We start from the raw sequence: 20061 nt of genomic DNA, 5'->3' as shown, positions 1-20061 counted from the left end.
AACGCGAGGTTTAGTACTTGGAGTCAGTTGTTTCAGCCTTTATTCTGAGGCCATCAATGAGCTCGGAGTAAGGCATGTCGTTAACTTCTGTCTGTGTATTCTGTGGCGCCAGCACCGGCACCAACCCTCTTTATCGCGAAGCCGCCCAAGCCTTGGGCCGCACTCTGGCCGAGCGCAAGTTGACCCTGGTCTATGGCGGCGGCGCAGTGGGCCTGATGGGCATCGTTGCCGACGCGGCCCTGGCAGCCGGCGGTCAGGTGATCGGGATCATCCCGCAAAGCCTGAAAGACTCGGAAATCGGCCACAGTGGCCTGACCCGCCTGGAGGTGGTGGACGGCATGCACGCGCGCAAAGCGCGCATGGCCGAACTCAGCGACGCCTTCATCGCCCTGCCCGGCGGCCTCGGCACCCTGGAGGAGTTGTTCGAAGTCTGGACCTGGGGCCAATTGGGCTACCACCGCAAGCCCCTGGGGTTGCTGGAGGTGAACGGTTTCTATGAAAAACTCAGCGGTTTTCTCGACCATATCGTCGGCGAAGGCTTCGTCCGAGCCCCGCACCGTGACATGCTGCAAATGAGCGAGTCGCCCGCAGGCCTGCTGGATGCCCTGGACGCTTGGCAGCCTTCGGTTCCGGCCAAATGGGCCGAGAGTAAACCCGACTAACCCTCCGTGCCCGATAACAGGCAGAATACGCGCCGCTCAACCTCACCTTCGACCCCAGAGGATCGCCCATGGCTAAACCCAATTACTCCTTCGCCAAACGTCAACGCGATTTAGCCAAGGAACAGAAGAAAGAGGAAAAGCTGCAACGCAAGAAAGCCGCCGCCGACGAAGCCAACCCACTGCCCTCGGATGCCGAAGGTGAAGTGAGCGTCGACGACGCCGAGCCTCAGGCGCCCCAGGCCTGACTGCAATGGGCCTGAGGATCCACTCAGGCCCACAGGGTGGCGGTAGGCGCTGGCTTGTCAGCGAATACCTCCTCAAGCCCTGCGCAACATCCCCCCTTCGCCGGCAAGCCGGCTCCCGCGTTATTCCAATGGCATCACGGTAACCCGGACTTCCGGATCATGGCTGCCGCCGCCGAGAATCACCCCGCGCAACGGTGAGACGTCGGAAAAATCCCTCCCCCAAGCCAGAGTGATGTGCTCTAACGCCGGCTGCACGTTGTTGGTGGGGTCGAAATCCACCCAGCCAAGCACCGGGCAAAATACCGAAACCCAGGCATGGGAGGCATCGGCACCGATCAGCCGAGGTTGGCCTGGCGGTGGCTGGGTCAGCAGATAACCACTGATGTAGCGTGCCGCCAACCCACGCGAACGCAGGCAAGCCAGCATCAGGTGGGCGAAGTCCTGGCACACCCCGCGCCGGCGCTCCAGCACCTCCACCAACGGCGTCGCCACCTGGGTGGCTTCGGCGTCGAAGGTGAACTCGCTGAAAATCTTTTCCATCAATGCCTGGACGCCTTGCAACAGTGGCCGCCCCGGGGCAAAGCAGCTTTCGGAAAACGCTACGAAGCTGTGTTTGAGGTGCACATAGGGTGATTCGAAACGGTAACGGCAGGCCTCCAGCAAGGCCATGGACAGCGGCCGGCCGCTATAGGTCAGGGTGCTACGAGCGGCATCCCAGGCCAGGGAGGCGGCGAAATCCAGTGACGGCCGATCCAGCACTTCGACACTGAGCTGGGCATTGACCAGCAGTTCATCATGGGGCCGCTCGAAAGCCAGGCGGGTCAGCGGATTGCCGAACACATCCCGCTCATCGCGGCGGGTGGTGGGCTCGGGACTGATCAGCAGTTGCCGCTGAGTGCAGTGTTGCCAGGCACAGGCCCGAGGCCACAGGTGCGCCAGTTGCTGGGCCAGGGACACCGGGCTGTCATAGCGATAATGCGTGTCATGGAAAATCTGGTAACGCGCGCTCATCAGACCGACACCGTTTGCTGGCTGACATCATCCACATGGGCGAAATGCCGCAAGGCCAGGCGATCGGAAACCTGGCCGCTGACCTCGGCGATCTCATGCAACAGGTCCGCCAGCCCATCCAGCGCGGCCCGCACGCTGGCCTCGCCGAACAGGGAGTTCTCCAGGCAACCGAGGTCGAAATGCGCCAGGCGCTCCACCAACCTCGGCAGCGTCAGCTCACGGGGCACGCCGAAGTCGTCGTTGAGACGCTTGAGGGTGCGCGTCACCAGCTTGAGCTGGAACAGCACCGCATGGGGGTTCTGCTCATCCAGCAGCAGCAGGTCGAGAACCGGGATCAACTGCGCCACCGCCAGATAACGCGAGCGATAGGTGATGCTGCTGTTACCCAGTTCCAGTAACCATTCCAGGCCGGCCTGATCGAAGGCTGCGGTGCCCCGCAGGAACGCTGCGAGGCTGCTGCTGAGAAACTGCAGGCGTTCGATGCGCCGGCCTATCATCAGAAAACGCCAACCTTCGTCCCGGGTCATATCGTCCAGAGCGAACCCCGAAAGCGCCGCCAGGGACATCACCAGACGGTTGAGAAAATCCAGGAGCTCACCGAAATCCGGCTCAGGCGTATCCAGCTCCTGGGCCTCGCGCTGCAACTCCACCAGGGCCTGCCAGTTTTCCCGGGACAGCTTGCCGCGCACCTGGGAGGCAGCCCACTGCAGGCGCTGCAGGTTGGAGCGCAGGCTGAACGACCAATCCTCGCCGAGCAGGGCTGCCAGCAGCCGTTCGGGCAACTCGCCCTCGTCCGGCAACAGCATCAGGCTTTCCCCCAGGTCCACTGCTGCCAACAAGGCTTGTGGATCGTCGCCGTCGACGTAACGCGCCAGCATGATTCGCAGCAGCCGTGCACTGCCGTCACAACGTTCGCAGTAACGACCGAACCAGAACAGGTTCTCCACCACCCGCGACGGCAGGTAGGGATCACGCCGTACCAGGTCATAGACGCCAAGGGTGCGCTGGGCTTTCCATGGCTCGCCGCTGGGCGCTCGCTCGCCTAGCACCCAGGTGTCCTTGCTGGCACCGCCGCGCTGCATCGACACCACCTCGGCGTCGGCATCCGCAGCGACCCGGGTCAAGCCACCAGGCAGCACTCGATAGCCTTCATCACTGGCCACCGCATACACCCGCATACCGATGGCCCGGGGTTGCAACAGGCCGTCCTCGGCATGCCAGACTGGCGCCAGGGACAGCTGCGGCAACTCCTGGGCGACATAGGCGTAAGGCCGCGCACGCATACGCTCGGCGAGGCTCGCACGCTGCTCGGGGCTCAGGTCGCGACCCAGCACCGGGGTGAAGCTCTGGGAGGCAAAGGCCGGTTTGATCAGCAACTCCGGGAGCTTCTCCAGGGCCTGTTGCAGCACTGCTGGCTCGCCACACCACCAAGTGGCAATGGAGGGCAGGAGCAGCTCCTCACCCAGCAGGTACTGGCTGATTTTCGGCAAGAAGCCCAGCAGCCCGGGAGACTCCAGCACCCCGCTGCCCAGGGCATTGGCCACCAGCACCCGCCCCTGGCGCACGGCGTCCAGCAGCCCGGGAACCCCGAGAGCGGAATCGGTGCGCAGTTCCAGGGGATCGCAGAAATCATCGTCCAGGCGACGCATGATCGCGTGCACCCGCCGCAGCCCGCTAAGGGTCTTCAGGTACACCGTGGCATCGCGCACCGTCAGGTCGCCGCCCTCCACCAGCGGGTAGCCCAGCTGTCGTGCCAGGTACAGGTGCTCGAAGTAACTCTCGTTGAAGCGCCCCGGGGTGAGTAGCACGATCAGCGGCGCCTCGGTATCCCGCGGCGCTTGGCGGGCCAGGGTTTCCTGCAAGGCACGGAAGAACCGAGACAGGTGCTGCACCTGCAGGTCGCGGTACAGATCCGGGAAGGCCCGAGACACGATCATGCGGTTTTCCAGGGCATAACCGGCCCCGGATGGCGCCTGAGTGCGATCGGCGGTGACCCACCAGCGCCCATCGGGGGTACGCGCCAGATCCACCGCATACAAGTGCAGAAAGATCTCCTCTGGTGGCTGGATGCCCTGACACGGCCAGAGAAAATTGTTGTGCCCGAACACCAGCTCCGCCGGCAGCAAGCCCTCACGGACCAGCCGTTGCGGGCCGTACAAATCCGCCAGCACGGCATTCAGCAAGCGGGCCCGCTGAGCGATCCCGGCGGACAATCGCTGCCACTCATCGGCCGGGATCACATGGGGCAGCAAATCCAGCTCCCAGGGCCGGTCGGCGCCCTTGGGGTCGGCATAGACGTTGTAGGTGACACCGTTCTCGTGGATCTGCCGGGTCAGCAGTGCCTGGCGCTGGGCCAACTGTGTGGGACTGCTGCGCTGCAACTGTTCGAGCAGGCGCTGCCAGTGCGCCCGGACTGTCCCCTGGTGATCCAACAGCTCGTGGTAGGGACCCGCCGTCAGCGGGTAACGGTCTAGCAAGTCAGGCATGGAACACTCGTGCAGACGGCAGGGAAAGTCAGATTAACGCACAGCCATGACGCCCGGATATGGCTATCTCTCAGGCGTCGCAGGTGGATTAGAAACGTCGCAAATCCAGGGTCATGGGCAGCTCGTCGTTGACCACCAGGGGCGGCACCGCCAAGCTGCCGGGGCTGTGACCGAGACGGAAGAAACGCGCCATGCGCCGGCTCTCCGCCTCATTGGCATTGACCGGCAGGCTGTGGTAATTGCGCCCGCCGGGATGGGCCACATGGTATTGGCAACCGCCCAGGGATCGCTGCATCCAGGTATCCAGCAGATCGAATACCAGCGGCGCATGCACCGGGATGGTCGGTTGCAGGCAGTTGGCCGGCTGCCAGGCGCGATAACGCACCCCGGCAACGAATTCCCCCACCCGCCCGGTAGGCTGCAACGGTAGCGCCACACCGTTGCAGGTCAGCACATGACGCTGGGCCACTAACCCGCTGACCTTGACCTGCAGGCGTTCCAGGGAAGAGTCGACATAACGCACGGCGCCCCCGGGCGCGCCTTCCTCCCCCAGCACATGCCAGGGCTCCAGAGCCTGGCGCAACTCCAATTCAATGCCGCTGACCGCGTAGTCGCCCACCTTGGGAAAACGGAACTCCAGGTGCGCGGCAAACCATTCGGCGCGCAGCGGATATCCCGCGACGTTCAACTCGACCAGCACATCGGCGAAATCCTGTTCGATGAAATGCGGCAGCAGGAAACGATCGTGCAACTCGGTGCCCCAGCGCGCCAGCTTGGCCGGGGCATAGGGCTCGCGCCAGAAACGCGCCACCAGTGCCCGTAGCAACAACTGCTGGACCAGGCTCATACGTGCATGGGGTGGCATTTCAAAGGCCCGCAGTTCCAGCAGGCCGAGGCGCCCAGTGGGGCCGTCCGGCGAGTACAGCTTGTCGATGCAGAACTCGGCGCGGTGAGTGTTGCCAGTGACGTCGATCAGCAGGTTGCGCAACAGCCGGTCCACCAGCCAAGGGGCGCACTCTTCTCCGGACTCGGGCATCTGCGCGAAGGCTATTTCCAGTTCGTACAGCGCATCGTTGCGCGCCTCGTCGACCCTTGGTGCCTGAGAGGTCGGGCCGATGAACAAGCCGGAAAACAGGTAGGACAGCGACGGGTGATTGTGCCAGTAGCTGATCAGGCTGCGCAGCAGGTCGGGGCGCCGCAGGAACGGCGAGTCCGCCGGGGTTGCCCCACCAAGAACAAAATGGTTGCCGCCACCGGTACCGGTATGACGCCCATCGATCATGAATTTCTCACTGGTCAGGCGAGTCTGCCGAGCCTGCTCGTAGAGGAACTCGGTGCGCTCTACCAACTCGTCCCAGCTAACGGAGGGCTGCACGTTGACTTCGATTACCCCCGGATCCGGGGTCACCCGGAAGTTGCACAGGCGCGGGTCCGCCGGCGGCTCGTAGCCCTCCAGCAGCACCGGACAGCGCAGCTCGTCGGCGGTGGCCTCGATCACGCCGACTAGCTGCAGATAATCCTCAAGCCGTTCCAGAGGAGGCATGAACAGGTACAACCGCCCCTCGCGCGCTTCGGCACACAGGGCGGTGCGGGTCAGCCAATCCGCAGATTGATCGACCTGCGGCACGCGCTCATCCAACGCCGCCGGTTCACTGACTGCGTGCAATTGCGCACGGTCCGGCAGTTCGGCGAAGTCCTGGTTCGGATCGGTGGGATGAATGAACGGATACTCCGCCGCCGTCACCCAAGGCTGGGAAGCCAGGGGCAATCGATAACCCAGCGGCGAGTCCCCGGGCACCAGGCGGCAATGGCTGTCTCGCAAGTACCAGCGCCCGCTCTGCCATTGATCGCCCTGGGCTGTGCGGGCCAGGGGCAGCACCTGGCCAATGACCTTGTCCAGCCCCTGACTGAAGACCTTGCGCAGGCGCTGACGCTCCTGGGCATCCTCGAGTCGCGAGTCCTCGGCGCTGACATTCAACGGCAGGCAGCCCTCGCGCCACAGGTAGTAGAAGTTGTCCTCATAGGCGGGAAACACAAAGCGCGCTGGCAGCTTCAGGCGCTCGGCGACGCTGGCGAGAAAGCGCTCGGCCAACTGCGCGTCGGCGCCGTAATCCTCATGTTCGTCGGCGATCAACGCACTGTTCTGCCAGATCGGCACAGCGTCGCGCCGCCAGTGGCAGTTCAGCGACCAGCGCGGCAGCTGTTCCCCCGGGTACCACTTGCCCTGGCCAAAGTGCACCAGGCCATTGGGGGCGTAGTGCTGGCGCAGGCGCTGGAACAGTTCGCCGGACAGGCGCCGTTTGTTAGCCCCCAGGGCCGCGGTGTTCCACTCGGCGCTGTCCGGGTCGTCGATGGCGACAAAGGTCGGCTCGCCGCCCATGGTCAGGCGCACATCGCCCTCCAGCAGATCGGCATCGATCTTCCGGCCCAGGGCCTGGATCGCCAGCCATTGCTCGTCGGTGTAAGGCTTGGTCACCCGAGGGGCTTCCCAGATTCGCTCCACACTCATTTCATGGCTGAATTCGCACTCGCAAGGCTCCACCAGACCAGTGATAGGCGCCGCTGAAGACGGATCGGGGCTACACGCCAGGGGAATGTGCCCTTCTCCAGCGAACAGCCCGGAGGTGGCATCCAGGCCAATCCAGCCGGCACCGGGCAGATACACTTCGCACCAGGCGTGCAAGTCGGTGAAATCCACCTCGGTGCCCGAAGGACCATCCAGGGATTTGACGTCCGCCGTCAGCTGGATCAGGTAACCAGAGACGAAACGCGCCGCCAGGCCCAGATTGCGCAACAGTTGCACCAGCAACCAAGCCGAGTCGCGGCAGGATCCGGAAGCATTGAGCAGGGTTTGCTCCGGGGTCTGCACGCCAGACTCCATGCGGATCAGGTAGGCGATGTCGGCACTGAGCCGCTGATTCAAGCCCACCAGGAAGTCCACTGCCGGCAGCGGCGTGCGTGGGATGCCGTCCAGGTAGGCCTGGAACCTCGGCGTCAGGGGCAAGGTTTGCAGATACGGCGCGAGTTCACGCTGCTCATCGCCAGCGTAGGCAAAGGGAATCTGTTCCGCGTAAGGCTCAAGGAAGAAGTCGAACGGATTGAACACCGCCATCTCCGCCAGTAGATCCACCTCGATCCGTAGCTCAGCGGTTTTCTCCGGAAACACCAGGCGCGCCAGATAGTTGCCCTGGGGGTCCTGCTGCCAGTTGATGAAATGCTGCTCGGGCTGGACCTTCAGCGCATAGGAGAGGATTCGCGTGCGGCTGTGGGCAGCCGGGCGCAGGCGGACGATCTGCGGGCCCAGTTCGACGGCGCGGTCGTAGCGATAGTGCGTGACATGGTGCAATGCGACATGAATCGACACGGCGTGCCTCCTGCGGGCCTGAGCGGTGGAGCAACCCGCGCAAGAGTTATGCCAGCGCACAAGTCCGCAGGTTTGCTCAGCGACTCAGCGCAGTACAGCACTAAAATCGCGCACCGGTGCATCGGCGTGCAAGCTGCCGCACTCAAATGCACCGGGCTCTGCCGGACTCATCGGCGCCGCTACCGGGCGGCTTTCTTGACACGTTGTCGCTCGTGGCGGACTTCCAGCAATTTCTCGCGCATTTCCCGGTGCCGCTTGCTATTGAGTAGCAGCAACCCAAGCAACGGCAGCAGGATTGCGAACAGATACACACCCTGATGAGGGCGGTACTGGATCATCGGTATGGTCATTGCCAGGCAGCCAAGAAAATACCCGGCCACCACCCACACCGCCCAGGAGCGGCCACGGATGATCAACAGATTGCCAAGGACCAGCAGCGGCATCAGCACCATCAGGGCAATCCCCAGATAGTCGGTGCGCTGAGCTGGCAGCAGATCACGCCAATAGGTGGTGCCCGCCAGGGACAGCAAGGCCGAAGCGCTGAAACAGCCCAACAGCACCGTGAACATGAAAATCGGGAAGTAGCGCGCGAGGAACGCCCGCATCGATCCGCCGCCGAGCATTTTCATTCGTCGAACTCCTCATACAGGCCCAAGGCCAGGGTCTTGCCTTCCTTCAGCAGGCCGCTCCTGTTGCTGCCCCAGACCGATAGGCCGGCGCCCACGGAGTCCTTGATCTGAGTCAGCGTGGCATGGCGGATCTCGGCCGAGCTGTAGCGCTTGGGCAACGCTCCTGCGCGTTGTCGCAGCTTCAGCAGCTTGGGCGTCAGGCCAGGGTCGCGCAGGGTCAGCAGTTCGCGGGTGAGCTTGGCTCGCTCCTGGCGATTGAGCCCACGCAGCAGCTGGTACCAGCTCTTGCCGATGCCGGAGGCCTTGTTGGCCTTGAGCAGCTTGACCGTGGTCAGCGCCGAGCCGCCCACTCCCACCAGGGATATTCCATCGAGAATCGGTGACACGGTGGTGTACCACTCGGCATCGTCCATCTCGTCGTTGGCATCGGGGTTGTGGATTTCATTCAGCACCCGCAGGCCACCGATTCCGCACTGGGCGGTACCGGCTGACGCAGCGGCAATCCCCAGGCCGACCATGAACGCACTGGCCCCCGCCGTGAACGGCACCGCAATGCTGCCGCTGAACACCACGATCCAGCCCAGCAGCGCGGCGCCACAGGACAGCGTGGTATTCACCGCCTCAGTGGTCAGCCGCGACTCGCGGGGGTTCTTCTTCACCTGTTCGATAAACTGCTGGGGCGTGATGTACTTCTTGGCCTCACGCAGGATCAGCCGCTTGGGGGTAATGCTGCAGATCGGCTTGAACTCGCGCAGGGTCACCACATTGAAGTCGGCGTCGATGTACACCACCCCGGCGCCGACAATCGCCGGATCGGAATCGATGGCGGCGAACAGCCGTGGCAGGTCAATCTCGCTTTCGATGCGTTGGCGGGCGAAAAACTGCGAGCGATTGGAATCCATGCCGATGCCGGCTAACAGGCTGGTCACGCTATTCATCCTTGAACTGAAGAAGACATCTACCACCGGTGCCAAGCACCAACCTGGCGGTAGCCTGTTGAAAAACCGCGCCACCTTAACAAAGCTCAGGGTGTTTGTTGACCGCCCGCCGGCAAATAAAACCAGTCGCCATAACGGCAAAACGCCAGCTCTGCGGCTGGCGTTTTGGGGGTTTAGCGCGGTACCACCGGCTTGCGGGTCGGCTTGTTGCCTTTGCCCTTGGCCGCGTCGGCACGCTCTTTAGCGGCCTGTTTGTTACGAGCAAATGCCGCAGCCTTGGCCTGTTCACGCTTGTCCCAGGCGTTGCCGCCGTCACTGGCCCGCGGCGGCAGGCCGGTGTGCTGGGTAAGGATCTTGGTTTCCTTGCCCACCTTGTGGCTGCCGGCCGGCGTCGAGTTCTTGCGCCGGGCGCTCTGGTAGCTATCGGTCGCCGGCTGGTGGGTCGGAATCAGCTGATTCTTGCCCGGGCCGATCAGGTCGCCACGGCCCATGCGCAGCAGGGCCTCGCGCAGCATCGGCCAGCCTTTCGGATCGTGATAACGCAGGAACGCCTTGTGCAGGCGACGCTGTTCCTCACTCTTGACGATGGTCACTTCGCCACTCTTGTAGGTGACCTTGCGCAGCGGGTTCTTGCCCGAATGGTACATGGCGGTGGCGGTGGCCATCGGCGACGGGTAGAAGGCCTGTACCTGATCGGCACGGAAACCGTTGCCCTTGAGCCACAGGGCCAGGTTCATCATGTCTTCATCGGTGGTGCCCGGGTGGGCGGCGATGAAGTATGGAATCAGGTACTGCTCCTTGCCGGCTTCCTTGGAGTACTTCTCGAACATCCGCTTGAACCGGTCATAACTGCCGATGCCCGGCTTCATCATCTGGTTGAGTGGACCTTCCTCAGTGTGTTCCGGGGCGATCTTCAGGTAGCCACCCACGTGGTGGGTCACCAGTTCCTTGACGTACTCCGGCGATTCCACCGCCAGGTCGTAGCGCAGGCCCGAAGCGATGAGGATCTTCTTCACCCCCGGCAGCGCACGGGCGCTGCGGTACAGCTGGATCAGTGACGAGTGGTCGGTGTTCAGGTTCGGGCAGATGCCAGGGAACACGCAAGACGGCTTGCGGCACGCGGATTCGATTTCCGGGGTCTTGCAGGCAATGCGATACATGTTCGCGGTCGGGCCGCCGAGGTCGGAGATCACCCCGGTAAAACCCGGGACCTTGTCGCGGATTTCTTCGATCTCGCGAATGATCGACTCTTCGGAACGGTTCTGGATGATCCGCCCTTCGTGCTCGGTAATGGAGCAGAAAGTACAGCCACCGAAGCAGCCACGCATGATGTTCACCGAGAAACGAATCATGTCGTACGCCGGGATCTTTTCCTTGCCATAGACCGGGTGCGGAATGCGCTGATACGGCATGCCGAACACGTAGTCCATTTCCTCGGTGGTCATGGGAATCGGCGGCGGATTGAACCAGACATCGACCTCGCCATGTTTCTGCACCAGCGCGCGGGCGTTGCCCGGGTTGGTTTCCAGATGCAGCACGCGGTTGGCGTGGGCGTACAGGACTGGATCGTTGCGCACCTTCTCCATGGACGGCAGGCGGATCACGGTCTTGTCCCGAGTCATCCGCGGGCTGGCAAGAATCTGCACCACCTTGGCTTCCTGAGGATCTTCAACCGGTCCCTTGTCCTGCTCGATGGCGCAAGCCTGGGTGTCCTGGGCATTCACGTAGGGGTTGATGATCTTGTCGACCTTGCCCGGACGGTCAATACGCGTGGAATCCACTTCGTACCAGTCTTTAGGCGTGTCGCGGCGAATGAAAGCCGTACCGCGCACGTCGGTAATGTCTTCGATCTTGTGGCCGTAGGACAGGCGCTGGGCGACTTCGACAATCGCCCGTTCGGCGTTGCCGTAGAGCAGGATGTCGGCGCTGGCATCGATCAGGATCGAGTTGCGAACCCGGTCCTGCCAGTAGTCGTAGTGGGCGATGCGGCGCAGGGAAGCCTCAATGCCGCCAAGGACGATTGGCACATTCTTGTAGGCTTCCTTACAGCGCTGGCTGTACACCAGGCTGGCGCGATCCGGACGCTTGCCCGCCAGGCCACCCGGGGTGTAGGCGTCGTCGGAACGGATCTTCTTGTCGGCGGTGTAGCGGTTGATCATCGAGTCCATGTTGCCGGCGGCGACGCCGAAGAACAGGTTCGGCTCGCCGAGCTTCATGAAGTCGTCTTTGGACTGCCAGTTGGGCTGGGCGATGATCCCGACGCGAAAGCCCTGGGACTCCAGCAGCCGGCCGATGATCGCCATGCCGAACGACGGGTGATCGACGTAGGCATCACCGGTGACGATGATGATGTCGCATGAATCCCAGCCGAGCTGATCCATCTCCTCCCTGCTCATGGGCAGGAATGGCGCTGGCCCGAAACATTCGGCCCAGTACTTTGGATAGTCAAATAACGGCTTGGCTGCTTGCATGTCGATGACCGGTGTTGGCGTAGAAGAGGACGCGTGGATTTACGGGAAATTCGCGGGCGCGGAATATAGCACAAAAAATAACCAATTCCGACCGCAATGGTCGGAATTCAGTGTGACCCGCTGCACCGGCATGCCGGCACCAGGAGAGCCCAGACGGGTTATTCGTCGTCGTCGAAGTTGTAACTGCCCGGCGCGAGGTTCTCGAAGCGCGTGTACTTGCCGATGAAGGCCAGGCGGACAAAGCCGATGGGGCCGTTCCGCTGCTTGCCGATGATGATCTCGGCGATGCCTTTGTGCTCGGTTTCCGGGTGATAGACCTCGTCCCGGTAGACGAACATGATGACGTCGGCGTCCTGCTCGATCGCTCCGGATTCGCGCAAGTCGGAGTTGATCGGGCGCTTGTTCGGCCGTTGCTCCAGGGAGCGGTTGAGCTGTGACAGCGCCACCACCGGGCAATTGAATTCCTTGGCCAGAGCCTTCAAGGAACGGGAGATCTCGGAAATTTCGTTGGTCCGGTTGTCGCCGCCCGAACCCGGGATCTGCATCAATTGCAGGTAGTCGATCATGATCAGCCCGACGTCACCGTGCTCGCGGACCAGGCGCCGGGTCCGTGCGCGCATTTCCGACGGGCTGATGCCCGCGGTATCGTCGATGAACAGTTTGCGGTCATTGAGCAAGTTGACCGCCGAGGTCAGGCGCGGCCAGTCGTCATCTTCCAGCTGACCGGAACGGACCTTGGTCTGGTCGATACGGCCGAGGGACGACAACATACGCATGATCAGCGATTCACCTGGCATTTCCAGGGAGTACACCAGCACCGCCTTGTCGCTGCGCAGTACCGCGTTCTCCACCAGGTTCATCGCAAAGGTGGTCTTGCCCATCGACGGACGGCCAGCAACGATGATCAGGTCGGCCGGCTGCAGGCCACTGGTCTTCTCGTCGAGATCGGTGTAGCCGGTGGACAGGCCGGTAATCGCGTTGTCGGTGTTGAACAAGGTGTCGATACGGTCGATGGCCTTGGTCAGCAGGTCATTCACGCTCACCGGGCCGCCGGTTTTTGGCCGGGCCTCGGCGATCTGGAAGATCTGTCGCTCAGCTTCGTCGAGAATCTCTTCCGCCGTACGGCCTTCGGGGTTGAATGCACTGTCGGCGATCTCGGTAGCGATGCCGATCAATTGCCGCAAGGTTGCCCGCGCACGCACGATCTGCGCATAGGCCTTGATGTTGGCCACCGACGGGGTGTTCTTCGCCAGCTCGCCGAGGTAGCCCAGGCCACCCACCTGGGACGTCTGGCCTTCCTTGTCCAATTGCTCGGACAGGGTGACCACGTCGATCGGCATGTTCTGATCGGCCAGCTTGGCGATCGCGCGGAAGATCAGGCGGTGGTCATGCCGATAGAAGTCGCCGTCCGAGACTTGATCAAGCACACGCTCCCAGGCGTTGTTGTCCAGCATCAGACCACCGAGCACGGCCTGTTCGGCCTCGATGGAATGCGGCGGCACCTTCAGGGCAGCGGTTTGCAGATCGTATTGCTCGGGAGCGGAGATATCGTTCATGGCCACTTGGAATTCGGGGGGGTGTGGAAATCAGGATCAGCAGAAAGACAAAGGGCACGACCTGTAAACAGGATCGTGCCCGATGTTACCGACAAGCACCCGAGGGTGCCAGCCGACAAGTGCTGCTTAAGCAGCCACCACAACAACGCGTACGGTTGCTTCAACTTCAGCGTGCAGGTGCACGGCTACGTCGAATTCGCCTACGTTGCGGATGGTGCCGTTCGGCAGACGAACTTCGCTTTTTGCAACTTCAACGCCAGAGGCGGTCAGTGCATCAGCGATATCGTGGGTACCGATCGAACCGAACAGCTTGCCTTCGTCACCGGCGGTGGCAGTGATAGTCACTTCCAGCTCAGCCAGTTGGGCAGCGCGGCTTTCAGCCGAAGTTTTACGGTCTGCAGCCAGTTTTTCCAGCTCAGCACGACGCTCTTCGAACGCAGCCAGGTTGGCAGCGGTCGCAGCAGTGGCTTTGCCGTAAGGCAGCAGGTAGTTACGGCCGTAACCAGCCTTAACATTCACTTTGTCGCCCAGGTTGCCCAGGTTGGCGACTTTTTCCAGAAGGATCAGTTGCATGTGAAAATCCTCTTAACTTTTAACCTTCACCGTTCGCAGAGCCGTCATCGGCGTCTTTCGGCGCCAAACGACCGCGAAAATCAATCAGGCTGTCAACAATGGTCAGGACCACGAGCAACGGGACGAGCAGGTGCATCAAAGGCAGCAGCGTGACGTAAACCCCGACCAGCCAGAAATTGGCCAGTCTTTTCTGCGCCACCAGCCCGTGCATCAGGGCCAGCCCGGCGAGGACCAGTGGTACGCTGCAAAACGGCACCAGAATCCACATTTGCGGGCTCAGAATCGGCCCCACAAACATCAATGCCAGCAGCAACATCAAGGGTCCCTTGGGGATTCTGATCTGGCGAAATTCGCGACCAAAACCACCGGGGTTGTACAACGACGCTTGCCAGTAGCGCCCAAGAATCAGGCACAGCACGCTGAAGACCTGGAACATCATCGCAATCGAACCGATCACCATAGGTGCAACGAGTGAGGCGAGGTTGGCTCGCTGATCTACCGAAAGCTGCTGGTAGACCTCACCCAACATCAGTGGCAGGACCTTTACAAGTTCCTGCGTCACCGCATCGACAAAGGGACTGAACAACGTCCCCAATATCGCTACACACAACAGCGCAATCGCCACGCTCGCCAACAGCACACGATTCCAGGAGTGGCCGGCGCGCAACACCAGCGCCAGACCGCAAGACCCAAGCAGCACCAACAGTGCACTGGGGTCTTTCTGGAAGTGCCAGCAAATCAATGCTGAAAGCACCCCGACTCCGAGGACGCCAAGGGCGTCCGAACCGCGCCGAAGGAGCACAAGGCAACCCGCAGCGGCACTCAACCAGAACAACAGCGGCAATGCCGCAGATCCGGCCACGACTAACGTGGCCTGCACACGACCGCGCATGATGAACTCAGCTAAGGCGCGCATGCATTCAATCCCTTACTACTTGTCGACTGCCCGGTCTCAGCGGCCGTGGCTGTCGGTGTAGGCCAGCAGGGCCAGGAAGCGGGCGCGCTTGATAGCGGTGGCCAGCTGACGCTGATAACGAGCTTTGGTACCGGTGATGCGGCTTGGAACGATTTTGCCGGTCTCGGATACATAAGCTTTCAGAGTGTTGAGATCTTTGTAATCGATCTCTTTCACGTCTTCAGCGGTGAAGCGGCAGAATTTACGACGACGGAAGAAACGTGCCATGTAATTGGCTCCTCAAAAGGTCCGTGGATTACTCGTCAGCGTTATCGCTGGCGTCGCTGTTATCGCTGTCATCGCCATCGGCGCTGTCAGAATGCTCAGGACGGTCACGACGCTCACGGCGCTCACTGCGGTTTTCTTCAGCCTTGAGCATCTCGGATTGGCCGGTAACGGCTTCTTCGCGACGGATGACCAGGTTACGGATCACTGCATCGTTGTAACGGAAGTTGTCTTCCAGTTCAGCCAGGGCTTTACCGGTGCACTCAACGTTCAGCATCACGTAGTGAGCCTTGTGAACATTGTTGATTGCGTAGGCCAGTTGACGACGGCCCCAATCTTCCAGACGGTGGATTTTGCCGCCGTCTTCTTCGATCAGCTTGGTGTAACGCTCAACCATGCCGCCGACTTGCTCGCTTTGATCCGGGTGGACCAAAAAGATGATTTCGTAATGACGCATGAATGCTCCTTACGGGTTGTAGCCTGCCGCCTATAAGCGGTCAGACAAGGAGTGAATGACACTGGTGTGTCTTGCCAGAGATAGGCACATATGCGCCTGCCGTCACGGCAAGGGGCGTAATTGTAGAGAAGGGGGAACAGCGGCGCAAGGCAATTGGTGATTATTTGAACAACAACCTATAGGAGCCTGCTTGCCGGCGATGGACGGTAGCATGCGGTCCGCCGGCAAGCCGACTCCTATAGAAGAGCGTCAGGACTTCTTGGTCTTGGCGCTGCGTTGACGCATGGCTTCAAAGAGACACACGCCAGTGGCCACGGACACGTTGAGACTGCTGACACTGCCAGCCATTGGCAGGCGCACCAGGTAGTCGCAATGCTCACGAGTCAGGCGACGCATGCCCTTGCCTTCCGCCCCCATGATGATGATGGTCGGGCCAGTGAGGTCCTGATCGTACAACTCCTGCTCAGCCTCGCCGGCAGTGCCGACGATCCACAGACCACGCTGCTGGAGTTTTTCCAGGGTGCGCGCGAGGTTGGTCACGGCCACCAACGGAATCACTTCCGCAGCACCGCAGGCCACTTTACGCACGGTCGGCGTCAAGGTTGCCGACTTGTCCTTGGGCACCAACACAGCCAAGGCACCTGCCGCATCGGCGGTGCGCAAGCAAGCGCCGAGGTTGTGCGGATCGGTCACGCCATCGAGCACCAACAACAGCGGCGCGCCTTCGGTGCGATCCAATAGCTCATCGAGCATGGCTTCGCCCCACACCTGGCTCGGACTGACCTCCGCCACCACGCCCTGATGCACACCCTCAACCCAAGCGTCCATTTCACGCCGCTCGGCCTGACCGACAGAAACCCGGTTCTGCGCCGCCAGATCCACCAACGCCTGAACCCGAGGCTCACTGCGCCCTTCAGCCAACCAGATCTGCTTGACCCGCTTGGGATGGTGACGCAGCAATGCTTCCACAGCATGCACGCCGTAGATCTTTTCCAACTGACTCATGACTTGGCCTTAGGTTTACGCGCCCCAGAGCTTTTCGCACCGGAAGCGGAGCCCGCCTTGGGCGGACCTTTACGATGTTTGCTCGGTTTGGCGGGCTTGTCGCTATTTCTTGCAGGAGCCGACTTGCCGGACTTTCCACCAGAAGCCGCCTTGCCACCGCTTTTCGCTTCAGTCAGCAGCGCCTGCTTCATTTCACGACTTTTGCGCAGTTCGGCATTTTTCGCCGCAGCATCGCTCGGACGATAAGCCTCACCGGCCTTTTCCTTGGTGGAGCTGCGACGTCCGGCCTTGGCCGGAGCAGACGCCTCGACAGTTTTGCTCACTGGCGCATCCGCAGTGCCGCGTTTTTTTCGACCGATCGGGGCGCTGATGGTTTTTTCTGCCATCTCGAAATCGATCTTGCGCTCGTCGAGGTCGACGCGCATCACCCGCACTTCCACGGTGTCACCCAGGCGGAAGCTGCGACCGGTGCGCTCGCCCGCCAGGCGGTGATGCACAGGATCGAAGTGGTAGTAGTCACCCGGCAAGGCGGTGACGTGCACCAGGCCTTCAACGTAGATATCGGTCAACTCGACGAACAGACCAAAACCGGTAACGGCCGTGATCACACCCGGGAAGGACTCACCCACGCGATCCTTCATGAACTCGCACTTGAGCCAGTTCACCACGTCGCGAGTAGCCTCGTCGGCGCGGCGCTCGCTCATCGAGCACTGCTCGCCGAGCTGCTCCAGAATTGCCTCATCGTACGGATAGATACGCGCCTTCGGAATCGTCATTGCTCCAGCGCGACGCACGTGTGGCGTGTCCTGCTTGGAGTGGATGACACTGCGAATGGCCCGGTGGGTCAGCAGGTCTGGGTAACGACGGATCGGCGAGGTGAAGTGGGTATAGGCTTCGTAATTCAGGCCGAAGTGCCCCTGGTTATCGGCGCTATACACCGCCTGACTCAGGGAGCGCAGCATCACGGTCTGGATCAAGTGGTAATCCGGACGGTCCTTGATGGTTTCCAGCAGAGCCTGATAGTCCTTCGGCGTTGGACCATTCTTGCCCTTATGCAGGGACAAGCCCAGTTCGCCAAGGAAAGCACGGAGCTTTTCCAGACGCTCCGGCGGCGGACCATCGTGCACCCGGTACAGAGCCGGAATCTCGTGCTTCTTGAGGAACTCGGCAGTGGCCACGTTGGCCGCCAGCATGCATTCCTCGATCAGCTTGTGAGCATCGTTGCGCGTGGTCGGACGAATCTCGGCAATCTTGCGCTCGGAACCGAAGATGATCCGGGTTTCCTGGGTTTCGAAGTCGATGGCACCACGGGCATGCCGGGCACCGAGCAGGACCTTGTACAGCGCATACAGCTGCTTGAGGTGCGGCACGACGTCAGCGTATTCACCACGCAACTGCTTGGCTTCGGTGGTTTTCGGCTGTTCGAGAATAGCGCTGACCTTGTTGTAGGTCAGACGCGCCTTGGAGTGGATCACCGCCTCATAGAACTGATAGTCGGTCATCTCGCCGGACTTGGAGATGGTCATTTCGCAGACCATGGCCAAACGATCGACTTTCGGATTCAGCGAGCACAGTCCGTTGGACAACTGCTCGGGCAGCATCGGGATCACCCGCTCAGGGAAATACACCGAGTTGCCGCGCACCTGAGCCTCAGCGTCCAGGGCCGAACCGATCTTCACGTAGCTGGAGACGTCGGCAATCGCCACGTACAGTTTCCAGCCGCCACCGAACAGGCGCAGCTTGCCAGGCTTGGCTTCGCAGAAGACCGCATCATCGAAGTCGCGGGCGTCTTCACCGTCGATGGTGACGAACGGCAGATCACGCAGGTCGATGCGCTTCTCTTTGTCCTTGTCTTCCACTTCCGGCTTAAGCTTGGCAGCTTCCTTGAGCACGGCTTCAGGCCATACATGAGGAATATCGTAGGTGCGCAGGGCAACGTCGATTTCCATGCCGGGGGCCATGTAGTTGCCCACCACCTCTACCACGTCGCCTTGCGGCTGGAAGCGCGGCGTCGGCCAGTGAGTGATCTTAACCTCAACGAACTGACCGACCTTGGCATTGGCGTTGCGCCCCGGAGTCACCAGCACTTCCTGCTGGATCTTCGGGTTATCCGCCACCACGAAGCCGATACCGCCTTCTTCGAAGTAACGACCAACAACGCTTTCGTGAGCACGGGACACCACTTCGACGATCACGCCTTCGCGACGACCACGGCGGTCCAGGCCAGAAACCCGGGCCAGAGCGCGATCGCCATCGAACACTAGGCGCATTTGCGCAGGGCTCATGAACAGGTCGTCGCTGCCGTCGTCCGGCACCAGGAAACCAAAGCCATCGCGGTGACCGCTTATGCGGCCGAGAATCAGGTCGAGCTTGTCTACCGGCGCATAGGTACCGCGACGGGTGTAGATCAGTTGAGCATCGCGCTCCATGGCGCGCAGGCGGCGGCGCAGGGCTTCGAGCTGGTCCTCTGTGGTCAGACCAAACTCTTCTACCAACTGCTCGCGACTAGCAGGCGAACCCCGATCAGCAAGGTGCTGGAGGATAAGTTCGCGGCTAGGAATAGGGTTTTCGTATTTTTCCGCTTCACGAGCGGCCTCGGGATCGAGGGACTGCCAATCGGCCATTAGATAAATTTCACCTTGTCTATATGCGGGTTAGTTTGGCATACGCGTATTGAAACGGGAAATTTCAGGCTCAGACAACGCTGGAAAATCCTCCGTAGCACTCCAGAAACGTCCTTAAGCATGATCCCATCAACTTTTTTCAAGATTTTTTGATCCTTGGGGTTTACAGCTTAAAAGAGCGTCCGTATAGTGCGCGCCATCGACGACGGAGACGTCAGCGATGCTGCCCAGATGGTGAAATTGGTAGACACGCCAGCTTCAGGTGCTGGTGACCGCAAGGTCGTGGAAGTTCGAGTCTTCTTCTGGGCACCAATTCAAGAGCTTGAGATTAGAACAATTTCAACGCTCAAACAAAAACCCGCGAAAGCGGGTTTTTGCATTCTAAGTGTTTGATTTAATAAAACCAAAACAGGGGTTTACAGATCAAAACGCTCTCCGTATAGTGCGCTCCATCGACACGGCGACAACGTCGATACTGCCCAGATGGTGAAATTGGTAGACACGCCAGCTTCAGGTGCTGGTGACCGCAAGGTCGTGGAAGTTCGAGTCTTCTTCTGGGCACCAATTCAAAACTTGAAAGCAGCGCTTTCAAGTCTCACAAAAACCCGCGAAAGCGGGTTTTTGCGTTTACGCCCTCCCTATATCTCTCCGCCTCCTGCTACCTCCGCAAAACCCACATGAGAAACGATATCGTTTATGATTGTTACAAGTTTTTGCGACGCTACAGTGAGGAAACCTGCGAATGATGTTCAGAAATACCCTCCTTCCAACATCCCTTCTGCGCGGCTTGACCATCACTTTGCTGGGACTGACCCTGGCTTCCCCACCCACCCAAGCAGCTGATCCAGTCTCTCTGACCC

The 20061-nt window shown here is 61.0% G+C and carries 15 protein-coding genes, 2 tRNA genes and 1 pseudogene; 5 read left to right on the top strand and 13 right to left on the bottom strand.

The genetic code is table 11. The features are described from left to right. The first annotated feature begins 74 nt into the window (after positions 1–74). Both GV818_RS17830 and GV818_RS34135 read left to right on the top strand, forming a co-directional pair. On the top strand, positions 75–662 hold the full coding sequence (locus GV818_RS17830; RefSeq protein WP_161758806.1) for a TIGR00730 family Rossman fold protein: 588 nt from the start codon (positions 75–77) through the stop codon (positions 660–662). Between the two features lie 68 nt (positions 663–730). Further along, positions 731–907: a hypothetical protein gene (locus tag GV818_RS34135; protein WP_178124976.1), complete on the top strand. Its 177-nt coding sequence runs from the start codon at positions 731–733 to the stop codon at positions 905–907. Between the two features lie 120 nt (positions 908–1027). Here GV818_RS34135 and GV818_RS17825 read toward each other — a convergent pair whose 3' ends face one another. The 13 genes from GV818_RS17825 to rnr form a co-directional block, all read right to left on the bottom strand. After that, entirely contained in the window at positions 1028–1918 is an 891-nt protein-coding gene (locus GV818_RS17825; protein WP_161777112.1) for a transglutaminase family protein, read from the bottom strand. Continuing rightward, a complete protein-coding gene (locus GV818_RS17820; RefSeq protein ID WP_161777111.1) occupies positions 1918–4404 on the bottom strand; it encodes a circularly permuted type 2 ATP-grasp protein in 2487 nt (828 codons plus the stop codon). The genes GV818_RS17825 and GV818_RS17820 overlap by 1 nt, the downstream gene beginning before the upstream one ends. An 88-nt stretch (positions 4405–4492) precedes the next feature. Next, positions 4493–7768 (bottom strand): DUF2126 domain-containing protein, encoded by a 3276-nt coding sequence (locus GV818_RS17815; protein ID WP_161777110.1) that lies wholly within the window; start codon positions 7766–7768, stop codon positions 4493–4495. Between the two features lie 179 nt (positions 7769–7947). After that, entirely contained in the window at positions 7948–8391 is a 444-nt protein-coding gene (locus tag GV818_RS17810) for a hypothetical protein (RefSeq protein WP_161777167.1), read from the bottom strand. 2 nt (positions 8392–8393) lie between these two features. Next, entirely contained in the window at positions 8394–9335 is a 942-nt protein-coding gene (locus GV818_RS17805) for an NAD synthetase (RefSeq protein ID WP_178124975.1), read from the bottom strand. 173 nt (positions 9336–9508) lie between these two features. After that, positions 9509–11806, bottom strand: coding sequence for a YgiQ family radical SAM protein (locus tag GV818_RS17800; protein ID WP_161777108.1), 2298 nt, complete (start codon positions 11804–11806; stop codon positions 9509–9511). 158 nt (positions 11807–11964) lie between these two features. After that, positions 11965–13362 carry a replicative DNA helicase gene (gene dnaB, locus GV818_RS17795; protein ID WP_161758986.1) on the bottom strand — a complete coding sequence of 466 codons (1398 nt, stop codon included), beginning with the start codon at positions 13360–13362 and terminating at the stop codon, positions 11965–11967. 126 nt (positions 13363–13488) lie between these two features. Further along, positions 13489–13935 carry a 50S ribosomal protein L9 gene (gene rplI / locus GV818_RS17790; protein WP_161758985.1) on the bottom strand — a complete coding sequence of 149 codons (447 nt, stop codon included), beginning with the start codon at positions 13933–13935 and terminating at the stop codon, positions 13489–13491. Positions 13936–13954: 19 nt separating this feature from the next. Continuing rightward, positions 13955–14851: a hypothetical protein gene (locus GV818_RS17785; protein WP_161758984.1), complete on the bottom strand. Its 897-nt coding sequence runs from the start codon at positions 14849–14851 to the stop codon at positions 13955–13957. 36 nt (positions 14852–14887) lie between these two features. Continuing rightward, complete coding sequence (gene rpsR, locus GV818_RS17780; protein WP_002551829.1) at positions 14888–15118, bottom strand: 30S ribosomal protein S18; 231 nt, start codon at positions 15116–15118, stop codon at positions 14888–14890. A gap of 28 nt (positions 15119–15146) precedes the next feature. Beyond that, complete coding sequence (gene rpsF, locus GV818_RS17775; RefSeq protein ID WP_020299424.1) at positions 15147–15572, bottom strand: 30S ribosomal protein S6; 426 nt, start codon at positions 15570–15572, stop codon at positions 15147–15149. A gap of 249 nt (positions 15573–15821) precedes the next feature. Beyond that, on the bottom strand, positions 15822–16577 hold the full coding sequence (gene rlmB / locus GV818_RS17770) for a 23S rRNA (guanosine(2251)-2'-O)-methyltransferase RlmB (RefSeq protein WP_161758983.1): 756 nt from the start codon (positions 16575–16577) through the stop codon (positions 15822–15824). Next, a complete protein-coding gene (rnr, locus tag GV818_RS17765; protein WP_161777107.1) occupies positions 16574–19201 on the bottom strand; it encodes a ribonuclease R in 2628 nt (875 codons plus the stop codon). The genes rlmB and rnr overlap by 4 nt, the downstream gene beginning before the upstream one ends. 225 nt (positions 19202–19426) lie before the next feature. Between rnr and GV818_RS17760 the strand changes: the two genes are divergently transcribed. The 3 genes and pseudogenes from GV818_RS17760 to GV818_RS17750 form a co-directional block, all read left to right on the top strand. Next, positions 19427–19513, top strand: a tRNA-Leu gene (locus tag GV818_RS17760). A 165-nt stretch (positions 19514–19678) separates the two neighbouring features. After that, positions 19679–19765 (top strand) — tRNA-Leu (locus GV818_RS17755). A 178-nt stretch (positions 19766–19943) separates the two neighbouring features. After that, positions 19944–20061: pseudogene (locus GV818_RS17750) on the top strand (iron ABC transporter substrate-binding protein); the annotation flags it as partial.

It is taken from the genome of Pseudomonas sp. Fl4BN1, assembly GCF_009908285.1.
In the GTDB taxonomy this organism is placed as follows: domain Bacteria; phylum Pseudomonadota; class Gammaproteobacteria; order Pseudomonadales; family Pseudomonadaceae; genus Aquipseudomonas.
The sequence above is the reverse complement of the archived record's forward strand: the minus strand, read 5'-3'. Positions and strand labels throughout refer to the sequence as shown.